Source organism: Pseudomonas sp. NPDC098747, from assembly GCF_044760045.1.
GTDB lineage: Bacteria > Pseudomonadota > Gammaproteobacteria > Pseudomonadales > Pseudomonadaceae > Aquipseudomonas.
This window is the reverse complement of record NZ_JBIWAL010000096.1, coordinates 1-3,772: the sequence shown is the minus strand read 5'-3', so window position 1 is coordinate 3,772 and position 3,772 is coordinate 1. Positions and strand designations below refer to the sequence as shown.

Genomic DNA, 3,772 nt, shown 5'->3' with positions numbered 1-3,772 from the left:
AAATATACAACGACAAAACACTAAAAAACCCTAAATCAAAAACATACAAAACAAGACCCAAATACAATCTAAAAAAAAAAATAACACTATTCCCAGCCGCGAACTGATCCTTCAGCACCTTGCTGATCGGGGTTCGCCAGCTGCCCGCGAGCAACTGGTCGAAGAGTTTGGTCTGACCACAGAAGACCAGGTCGAAGCCCTGCGCCGCCGTCTGCGCGCAATGGAGCGCGACGCTCAACTGATCTATACCCGTCGTGGCACTTATGCGCCGGTGGATAAACTCGACCTGATCCTGGGCCGCATCAGCGGGCACCGGGACGGATTCGGCTTCCTGGTGCCGGACGACGGTAGCGACGACCTGTTCATGAGCCCGGCGCAAATGCGTCTGGTGTTCGACGGTGACCGTGCGCTGGCCCGTGTCTCTGGCCTCGACCGTCGCGGTCGCCGCGAAGGCATGATCGTCGAAGTTGTCACCCGCGCCCACGAAACCATCGTCGGTCGTTATTTCGAAGAGGGTGGCATCGGCTTCGTCGTTGCGGATAACCCGAAGATCCAGCAAGAAGTGCTGGTCACGCCGGGCCGTAACGCCAACGCGCAGATCGGTCAGTTCGTCGAGGTGAAGATCACCCACTGGCCGACGCCACGCTTCCAGCCGCAAGGCGATGTGGTTGAAGTCGTGGGCAACTACATGGCGCCGGGCATGGAAATCGATGTCGCCCTGCGCGCTTACGATATCCCGCACGTCTGGCCTGAAGCGGTCTTGAAAGAAGCCGCCAAGCTCAAGCCTGAAGTCGAAGAGAAAGACAAAGAGAAGCGCGTCGACCTGCGCCATCTGCCGTTCGTGACCATCGACGGTGAAGACGCTCGCGACTTCGATGACGCGGTCTACTGCGAAGCCAAACCGGGCAAGCTGCGCTTATTCTCTGGCGGCTGGAAGTTGTACGTGGCGATTGCCGACGTCTCCAGCTACGTGAAGATCGGTTCGGCGCTGGACAATGAATCTCAGGTTCGCGGCAACTCGGTGTACTTCCCCGAGCGTGTAGTGCCGATGCTGCCTGAACAGCTGTCCAACGGCCTGTGCTCGCTGAACCCGCACGTCGATCGCCTGGCCATGGTTTGCGAGATGACCATCTCCAAGTCCGGCGAAATGACCGACTACTGCTTCTACGAAGCGGTGATTCACTCCCACGCTCGCCTGACCTACAACAAGGTCAGCGCGATGCTGGAAACGCCGAAACTGACCGAGGCGCGTCAGCTTCGCGGCGAGTACAACGACGTTCTGCCGCACCTCAAGCAGCTTTATGCGCTGTACAAGGTTTTGCTGGCCGCTCGTCACGTACGTGGCGCGATCGATTTCGAAACGCAGGAAACCCGGATCATCTTCGGGACCGAGCGCAAGATTGCCGAGATCCGTCCAACCGTTCGTAACGATGCGCACAAGCTGATCGAGGAGTGCATGCTGGCGGCCAACGTGGCCACCGCCGAATTCCTGAAGAAGCACGAAATACCCGCGTTGTATCGCGTTCACAACGGCCCGCCGCCGGAGCGTCTGGAAAAACTGCGCGCGTTCCTCGGTGAGCTTGGTCTGTCCCTGCACAAAGGCAAGGATGGCCCGTCGCCGAAGGATTACCAGGCACTGCTGGCGAGCATCAAGGATCGTCCGGATTTCCATCTGATCCAGACCGTGATGCTGCGCTCGTTGAGCCAGGCGGTGTACAGCGCTGACAATCAGGGCCACTTTGGTCTGAATTACGAAGCCTATACCCACTTCACTTCGCCGATCCGTCGTTACCCGGACCTGCTCACACACCGCGCGATCCGCAGCGTGATCCATTCGAAACAGGACACCCCGCACGTTCGTCGTGCCGGTGCGATGACCATTCCGAAGGCGCGTATTTATCCGTACGACGAAGCCGCGCTCGAGCAACTTGGCGAGCAATGCTCGATGAGCGAGCGCCGTGCCGACGAAGCCACCCGTGACGTGGTGAACTGGCTCAAGTGCGAGTTCATGAAAGATCGCGTGGGCGAATCGTTCCCGGGCGTGATCACTGCCGTGACCGGTTTTGGCCTTTTCGTCGAACTGACCGATATCTACGTCGAAGGCCTGGTGCATGTCACCGCGCTGCCGGGCGATTACTATCACTTCGACCCTGTGCATCACCGCCTGGCGGGCGAGCGCACCGGTCGCAGCTTCCGTCTCGGTGACACCGTTGAGGTGCGCGTAATGCGTGTTGACCTCGACGAGCGCAAGATCGACTTCGAGATGGCGGAAAAAACCATCAGCGCACCGATCGGTCGCAAAAAACGTGGCGCCGAAACTGCTGCGCCCGCTGCAAAGACTGCGGCAGAACCGGCCCCGGCGAAAACCGCTGGCCGCCGTCCTGCCAAGGAAAAGGCCAGTGAAGCTTATCGCCCAAGCGATGCCGTGGCGAAAAACGCCGAGCTGCGAAAAAGCCGTGAAATGAAGCAGGCTTTGCTCGCCGATGCGAAAAACGGTGGTAAAGCGGCGTCCGGGGGAAAGACCGGACGGTCGGCGCCTGAAAATGCGACCGGCGGCAAGCCAGCCAAACCGAGCAAGCACCGTAAAGGCCCGCCGAAAGCGGGTTCGGCTCCAGCCAAAAGTGGCGGGGCACGTAAACCGAAGGCGAAGTCATGAGTCAGTTGGAAAAAATCTACGGCGTTCACGCGGTAGAAGCGTTGCTGCGTCACCACCCCAAGCGCGTCAAGCAGATCTGGTTGGCTGAAAGCCGTAACGATCCGCGTGTGCAGACCTTGATCGAACTGGCTAACGAGAATCGTGTCCAGGTCGGTCAGGCCGAACGTCGTGAAATGGACGTCTGGGTTGAGGGCGTGCACCAAGGCGTGGTCGCGGAAGTAAGTCCGAGCCAGGTCTGGGGCGAGGCAATGCTCGACGAGTTGCTTGATCGCACCGACGGCGCGCCGCTGCTGTTGGTACTCGACGGCGTAACCGACCCGCATAACCTCGGCGCCTGCCTGCGTTCAGCAGATGCTGCCGGTGCGTTGGCAGTCATCGTGCCAAAAGACAAGTCGGCCACCCTGACGCCTGTCGTGCGTAAAGTGGCCTGCGGCGCGGCGGAAGTGATTCCGCTGGTTGCAGTGACCAACCTTGCGCGCACTCTGGAAAAGCTCCAGCAACGCGGTCTGTGGGTTGTCGGCACGGCGGGCGAGGCCGAGGTCAGCATCTATGACCAGGACCTGACCGGCCCGACCATCCTGATCATGGGCGCCGAAGGCAAAGGCATGCGTCGTCTGACCCGTGAACATTGCGACTATCTGGTGAACCTGCCGATGGCGGGTAGCGTCAGCAGTCTCAACGTCTCGGTGGCAACCGGCGTGTGCCTGTTCGAAGCGCGGCGTCAGCGCGGCGTGAAGGCCAAGGCTTCCGCCAAGAAATAAGCCGTACACGATCCAAGCTGTGGGAGCGAGCCTGCTCGCGAAAGCGTAGTGTCAGTCGACATAAATGTTGCCTGAGATGTCGCATTCGCGAGCAAGCTCGCTCCCACAGTGTTTTGTGGAGCGGCATCGAAGGTGGTTGTTCAAATAATCACCAATTGCCTTGCACCTCTTCAGTCCCTTCTCTACAATTGCGCCCCTTGCTGTGACGGCAGGCACGCATGTGCCCCGCGCCAGCAAGTCCATAAGTGTCATTCACTCCTTGTCTGACCGTTTTTGAGCGGCAGGCTACAACCCGTAAGGAGCATTCATGCGTCATTACGAAATCATCTTTTTGGTCCACCCGGATCAAAGCGAG

At 59.3% G+C, this 3,772-nt stretch carries 3 protein-coding genes; 2 read left to right on the top strand and 1 reads right to left on the bottom strand.

The features are described from left to right. Positions 1-34 precede the first annotated feature (34 nt). Positions 35-2,656 carry a ribonuclease R gene (rnr, locus tag ACIQVE_RS28425; protein ID WP_402815101.1) on the top strand — a complete coding sequence of 874 codons (2,622 nt, stop codon included), beginning with the start codon at positions 35-37 and terminating at the stop codon, positions 2,654-2,656. Beyond that, positions 2,653-3,417 carry a 23S rRNA (guanosine(2251)-2'-O)-methyltransferase RlmB gene (gene rlmB, locus ACIQVE_RS28420; RefSeq protein ID WP_402815086.1) on the top strand — a complete coding sequence of 255 codons (765 nt, stop codon included), beginning with the start codon at positions 2,653-2,655 and terminating at the stop codon, positions 3,415-3,417. Before rnr ends, rlmB begins: the two co-directional genes overlap by 4 nt. A 148-nt stretch (positions 3,418-3,565) precedes the next feature. Here the strand turns inward: rlmB and ACIQVE_RS28415 are convergent. Further along, on the bottom strand, positions 3,566-3,772 hold a 207-nt coding region (locus ACIQVE_RS28415; RefSeq protein WP_402815083.1), incomplete at its 5' end, for a hypothetical protein.